The 6,072-nt window shown below is 36.9% G+C and carries 5 protein-coding genes, 1 tRNA gene and 1 pseudogene; 5 read left to right on the top strand and 2 right to left on the bottom strand.

Features of this window, described 5'->3' with window-relative positions; translation table 11 throughout:
• The first annotated feature begins 18 nt into the window (after positions 1-18).
• From psmA to AOG54_RS10140, 5 genes and pseudogenes are all read left to right on the top strand, one after another.
• The gene (gene psmA / locus AOG54_RS08645; protein ID WP_048100809.1) at positions 19-723 is read left to right on the top strand and encodes an archaeal proteasome endopeptidase complex subunit alpha; all 705 of its coding nucleotides are present in this window, start codon (positions 19-21) and stop codon (positions 721-723) included.
• Positions 724-804: 81 nt separating this feature from the next.
• Positions 805-2,079, top strand: coding sequence for an adenylosuccinate synthase (locus tag AOG54_RS08650; RefSeq protein WP_048100808.1), 1,275 nt, complete (start codon positions 805-807; stop codon positions 2,077-2,079).
• Positions 2,080-2,142: 63 nt separating this feature from the next.
• A tRNA-Glu gene (locus AOG54_RS08655) sits at positions 2,143-2,217 on the top strand.
• 42 nt (positions 2,218-2,259) lie between these two features.
• Complete coding sequence (locus AOG54_RS08660) at positions 2,260-2,928, top strand: tyrosine-type recombinase/integrase (protein WP_054964357.1); 669 nt, start codon at positions 2,260-2,262, stop codon at positions 2,926-2,928.
• A 53-nt stretch (positions 2,929-2,981) separates the two neighbouring features.
• Positions 2,982-3,737 (top strand): annotated as a pseudogene (locus AOG54_RS10140) (IS256 family transposase).
• 312 nt (positions 3,738-4,049) lie between these two features.
• Here the strand turns inward: AOG54_RS10140 and AOG54_RS08670 are convergent.
• Both AOG54_RS08670 and AOG54_RS08675 read right to left on the bottom strand, forming a co-directional pair.
• The gene (locus tag AOG54_RS08670) at positions 4,050-5,273 is read right to left on the bottom strand and encodes an MFS transporter (protein WP_048100806.1); all 1,224 of its coding nucleotides are present in this window, start codon (positions 5,271-5,273) and stop codon (positions 4,050-4,052) included.
• Positions 5,274-5,282: 9 nt separating this feature from the next.
• Positions 5,283-6,029 (bottom strand): sulfite exporter TauE/SafE family protein, encoded by a 747-nt coding sequence (locus AOG54_RS08675; RefSeq protein WP_055032618.1) that lies wholly within the window; start codon positions 6,027-6,029, stop codon positions 5,283-5,285.
• Positions 6,030-6,072: the final 43 nt, after the last annotated feature.

Genomic DNA, 6,072 nt, shown 5'->3' on the forward strand with positions numbered 1-6,072 from the left:
TAAGGAAGAGGTGAATAAATGCAGCAAGGTCAGATGGCCTATGATAGGGCTATTACAGTATTTTCTCCAGACGGGAGATTATTTCAGGTAGAGTATGCAAGAGAGGCAGTAAAAAAAGGTTCCACAGCATTGGGTATTAAATTCAAGGATGGAGTAGTCCTGCTTTCAGAAAAAAAGATAAGAAGCAGGCTGGTTGAAAAAAATTCACTTGAAAAAATACAGTTGATTGATGATTATGTTGCCACAGTGACATCCGGTCTTGTTGCGGATGCAAGGGTTCTTATAGATTTTGCAAGGATTGGTGCCCAGCAGGAAAAGGTTACCTATGGATCATTAACAAATATAGAGAACCTTGTAAAAAAGGTTGCAGACCAGATGCAGCAGTATACACAGTATGGTGGTGTTAGGCCGTATGGTGTGTCAATTATTTTTGCGGGAACCGATACAATTGGACCAAGATTATTTGACTGCGACCCTGCAGGTACAATAAACGAGTATAAGTCGGTTGCAATAGGTGCCGGAAAGGATGCTGTGACAGAGTATATAGAAAAGGAGTACAAGGATAATATGTCTCTTGATGAGGCAATAAAAATGGGTATAGCAGCCCTGAAGGCAGCAGTTACAGACGATTCTTCCATGAAGGAACCTGAAATAGCCTCAATAAAGGTTGGGGAAAAGTTCCATGTTTACAGCGCGGAAGAGGTATCCAAATATTTAAATTAAAATGTAATTTTAAAATTATTTTTAATAAATTTTCATTAAATAAATTAATTTATACTAGATTAAAATACGTTATAGGTTTAAATGATATCCGTAATTCTCGGTCTTCAGTTTGGTGATGAGGGTAAGGGCAAGATAACCGATTTTTTAAGCGGTTCATATGACGATGTCGTGAGATTTAATGGCGGCGCAAACGCCGGGCATACCGTTGTAATATCTGGAAAAAAATATAAGTTCCATTTAATACCATCCGGTGCACTTCAGGCAAAAACAGTAATACTGGGGAATGGCATGGTTATAGACCCTGATGAATTATTATCAGAGATTAAAATATTAAAGGATTCAAATAGGGATATAAATATTAAAATAAGCATGAACGCCCATGTTGTAACAGAAATGCATAAATGCCTTGACAAAAAGGAGGAATCCGTCAGATCAAAATTAAATATAGGCACCACATCCATGGGAATAGGCCCAACATATGAGGATAAATATGCAAGAACCGGAATAAGGATTATTGATCTTTCTGATATAAATATAATAAAACAAAAAATTGAAACCATTTATAAAATGAAAAGGGAACTTTTAAGGGATTCAAAATTTAATGATGAGAATGAAAGGGATAAACTTGCAATGAACCTTTATAATCTGGGCACGGAAATAATAAAATATGTGGATTATACCGAGGAGCTAATAAATAATGAATATAAAACTGGAAAAAACATACTTTTTGAGGGCGCACAGGGTGGCATGCTTGATATTGATTTTGGCATTTACCCATTTGTCACATCCTCAAATACAATATCCGGTGCACTATCTGCAGGGTCTGGTTTCTCTTTTAGAAAGGTTAACAAGGTCATTGGTGTTTTTAAGGCATATCAATCAAAGGTTGGTTCAGGCCCGTTTCCAACGGAGATATTAAATGATTCAACATTAAGGGATCTTGGAAATGAGTATGGAACAACAACTGGCAGGCCTAGAAGGGTTGGATGGCTGGATATACCATTGTTAAAATACACGTCCATGCTTAATGATGTGGACTGCCTTGCAATAACAAAAACAGATATACTTGGGAAGCTTAAAAAAATAAAAGTTGCCACATCATATATTTTGAATGGCAGGGAAATTAATTATTATCCAAAAAACCTTTCTGACTTTGACAATATTGAGGTTAAATATGTGGAATTTGATGGCTGGGGGGATCTTGATGCTGAAAAAATAATAAACGAGGGTTATAATGCCCTGCCAGAAAATCTTAAAAAATATCTTGAGTTTATAGAGAATGAAACGGGAATAAAAATAGGCATTATATCACTTGGCGAGGATAGAAAAATGACACTTATAAAAGAAAATATTTAATTAATATAATGCAATTGTCTTTCACATTTTAATGATTTTTATTAAATCATTAATAGATAAAAAGCTCCGATGGTGTAGTCCGGCCAAGCATTCCGGCCTTTCGAGCCGATGACTCGGGTTCAAATCCCGATCGGAGCATAAATCCATTAGGTTAATATTACTCCATTTCTTAACATATTCATGGAACCGATCTATCATGTAAAACAGAACCTAGAAAAAGTAAAGCAGAGGCTGAAAAATTCTGATTTGCCGGATAATGTTAAGGACAAGATATTCGAGTTCGTGGAAGTATTGCGAGAGGGATCAGGCATAAAGGAGCACAGGCAGTATTTTTATTACGAGAGATTGCTCATCCTCTCTGAGATATTGGAAGAAAAGATTCTCAATCCATCCAAGCAGGACGTTCTCAACGCAATTTCTGAACTGTGGGATCGGGCAACCATGAGGCATGCCTCGTATTCTCCATCCACGATATCGGATTTCAAAAAGGTGCTTAAAAAGTTCGTCAGATACGTGAACGACGGCGAACTGCCTAAGTTCTGGAAGGATATTCATGCGGAGAAGGTGAAGAGCAGATACAGTGCAGCAGATCAGATGATAACATACGATGAGCTTCAATCTCTCCTCAATGCCTGTAAGAATTCAAGGGACAAGGCCATAATTTCACTCCTGTGGGATAGTGGAATAAGGGTTTCTGAAATCCTCAAACTGAAGGTCAAGGACTTCCAGAGGAGCTCCGATGGCCTGTACGCCACTCTGAACATAGAGGAAGGGTCGAAGAACTTAAAGTACCCAGGGATCGTGATGATGAGTTCCATACCTTGTTCGGAGAGTATTAGAGATTCATAGGGATAGAAGACCTCATACTATCGATGTATTCAAAAGGCATATCGACAAGGAAGATGGCTGAGATACTTGACGAAGTCTTTCACAGCAAATATAGCAGATCCACTATATCGAGAATAACAGACATAACGATGCCGGAGATAGAGAAATGGAAGGGGAGATCGCTCAACAAAATGTACATAGCGATATTCATGGATGCCATGTTCTTTTCTCTTCGAAGAGATACAGTACAAAAGGAATGTACGATATTCGCCATGGGCATAGACGAATACAGACATTACGAAATTTTAGGTTTTTACATCAATCCGGTAGAGAATCATATCGCCTACAGGAACGTTCTTATCGATCTGCACGAACATGGTGTTGAAAAACCTCTATTATTCGTAGCTGATGGTTTACCCGGTATAGAAGAACAGATAAAACAGCTTTATCCAAGATCTAACTTTCAACTCTGCACAATACATACGTCGAGAAACTTCCTATAGCATGTCAGGACATCGGACAGGAATGACATCGATTCCGATCTAAAGGAGATATTCTTATCCGAATCGAAGGAAGAAGCGAGAAAAAGATTTGATGAATTCAAGAATAAATGGTCCTCTAAATATCCGAAAGCAGTATACAGCATGGAGAAGAATTTAGGATCGCTACTAAAATACTACGAATATCCTGAATCCATAAGAAGATCAATACATTCAACGAACATAATCGAGAGGATGAACAGTGAGATACGTAGAAGGATAAAGATAATCGATTCACTTCCATCGGAAGAGAGCGCAATGAAAATAATATACCTCAGTATAGCGTATTAAACGAAAAATGGTCTCTCCAATCTATAAAGGGATTCTATAAATGCCAGGACGCCATAACGGACATGTTCCAGAGGAGGTATCCTTGAGCATACACAAAATCTGAGACACTACGAAAAGTTTACCGTATTTAACTGTTATAAATATACGTGTTACACTATATCCATTTTTCCAAGATGGTGGATATTATCAAATTTAATTGAGAAATAACCTGTATCGCTGGTAAAATTTGCATCAGACCACATCAATGCACTTAATATAACTTCAGATTATTATTTGGCTATAGCACTAAAAATCAACAAAAAATTATTGAAATTATTTTTTACCATTGCACATTAACAAAGATTCATTTTTGTATCTGAGCCTTATCATGGAAATTATTCCCAGTAATGGTCCTATTGATAGAATTGAAAAAGCCCAGTGCCATCCAATAGTTGTTCTTAATATATTTATAACATAAATAGAACCAACTGTTATTAAGAATCCTATTGCCATCTGAAATGTTAATGCGCTACCCCTAATTTTATCGCTGCTCAATTCTGTAACTGCTGTTGAAAATTGTGCCGAATCTGCTATCACAGTTATTCCCCAGACAATTCCTACAATTATTGTTATAAATGGTAAAGCATGATACGTTAATCCGATCAATACTGCAGAGGTCCCACTTACACCCATATATAGGGACGTTGATAAAGTTCTTCCGATTCTATCCGATATGATTCCACCAAGTATGGACCCTATAGCACCGGATACACCAATAATTAAAAATGAAACAATACCTGCCATGAATAATAATTTGCTTCCAGAATAATAAAAAGCAAAACTTGAAAAGATAAATACGGGAATCCAGGTCCACATGGCATAAAGCTCCCACATATGTCCAAAATAACCATAATTTGCAAGCATTACCGGTTTATTTCTGATTATCAGGTTGATTGTATCCCATTTAAATTTAGGTGCATTTATATATTTTTTATTATCATGTAGAACCAAAAAAACCAGGACTCCTCCCAAGATCGATAATAGTGATGAAAACTCCAGCAATGCTTTCCATTCTCTAATAAATGGCAAATTCAGTATTATATGTGGTAGTGCAGAACCAAATGTAAGCCCGGCTATAACAATGCCAAGAGCCAATCCGCGCCTCGTCGGAAACCAGCTTGATACTATTAAAACAGCCACGGGATAAATGCCAGCCATCATAATACCTGTTAAAAACATTAGAATCATTTCAATAAAAAAGTAATGGTATAGAAAAACAAACATGATTGTTAACATAGCACTAACGGTTGCTGAAAAAGAAAACAATTTTCTTGGGTTAATCTTATCTGCAAGTCCAAAAGATGCACTGATAAGAGCACCTGCTACGAAACCAAACTGTACCATTAATGTTACAAGAAGTGTTCCTATTCCAGAAATATCCCAGATAGTTGCAAGTTCAGGTGCAATAGCAGATGCACTGAACCATAAACTCATAACCATTAATTCTGAGACGCTCATTATAAAAAGAGCAATCCATTTATATTCTTTATTATTCATAATCAACCCTCACAAAATTATCTGGACTATCCCTATTATTATAAAAACAACTCCGAGGATTTTATAAGTAGTCAAAGGGTTTAAGTCATTCCCGATCCTGGAAAATACAAATCCGGATATTATGGATACAATTCCTATAATAATAGCAGCCAGGATTATTATATGACCAACAATAAGGTAACCCACTGTGCCGGAGAGAGCAGAGATTATCATTGCAAACGTAGCAGTTCCAACTGCTGTTTTGATATCCAGTTTCAGTATTAATATTGATATAACAAGAAACATTATTCCACCGCTAGCCCCTAGAATGCCTGTAGCCAGTCCCACAGGAATTGTTATTAAAACTATCTCGTATCCATTAATATTTAAATTCCTCTTTTCTTGCTTTTCCTTTTCCGGTAAATTTTTTTTCCTGATTAACGAATAAATACCCATAGCTATTATAAACAGGGCAAATGCTATTTTTATGGCCAGAGGTGGAATTAAGAAGGCCAACCTGACACCGAGCTGGGAACCTATGATTGCACCAATAATCATGGGCAGGCCCTTCTTTACGTTTACTCTACCCCTCCTGAAATATACATATGCAACCATAATTGACGTGATAACATCTATAAGTAGGCTCGTACCAATAGCATCCTGCGGCAATTCAGAATTTATTATTATTAATGCAGGCACTACGGCTACAACGCCACTCGAACCGAGAATGCCAGTTAATGCACCCACCGTTATTCCCAGTAAAATGAATTCAACCATGGATGCACATCAATTATAGATGATAAATCGTTGCTAATCCTCA

This window comes from Acidiplasma aeolicum, assembly GCF_001402945.1.
Classification (GTDB): Archaea; Thermoplasmatota; Thermoplasmata; order Thermoplasmatales; family Thermoplasmataceae; genus Acidiplasma; species Acidiplasma aeolicum.

Coding starts and splice junctions, on each gene's coding strand:
- psmA (WP_048100809.1), top strand. CDS start 19: ATGCAGCAAGGTCAGATGGCCTATGATAGGGCTATTACAGTATTTTCT.
- AOG54_RS08650 (WP_048100808.1), top strand. CDS start 805: ATGATATCCGTAATTCTCGGTCTTCAGTTTGGTGATGAGGGTAAGGGC.
- AOG54_RS08660 (WP_054964357.1), top strand. CDS start 2,260: ATGGAACCGATCTATCATGTAAAACAGAACCTAGAAAAAGTAAAGCAG.
- AOG54_RS08670 (WP_048100806.1), bottom strand. CDS start 5,273: ATGAATAATAAAGAATATAAATGGATTGCTCTTTTTATAATGAGCGTC.
- AOG54_RS08675 (WP_055032618.1), bottom strand. CDS start 6,029: ATGGTTGAATTCATTTTACTGGGAATAACGGTGGGTGCATTAACTGGC.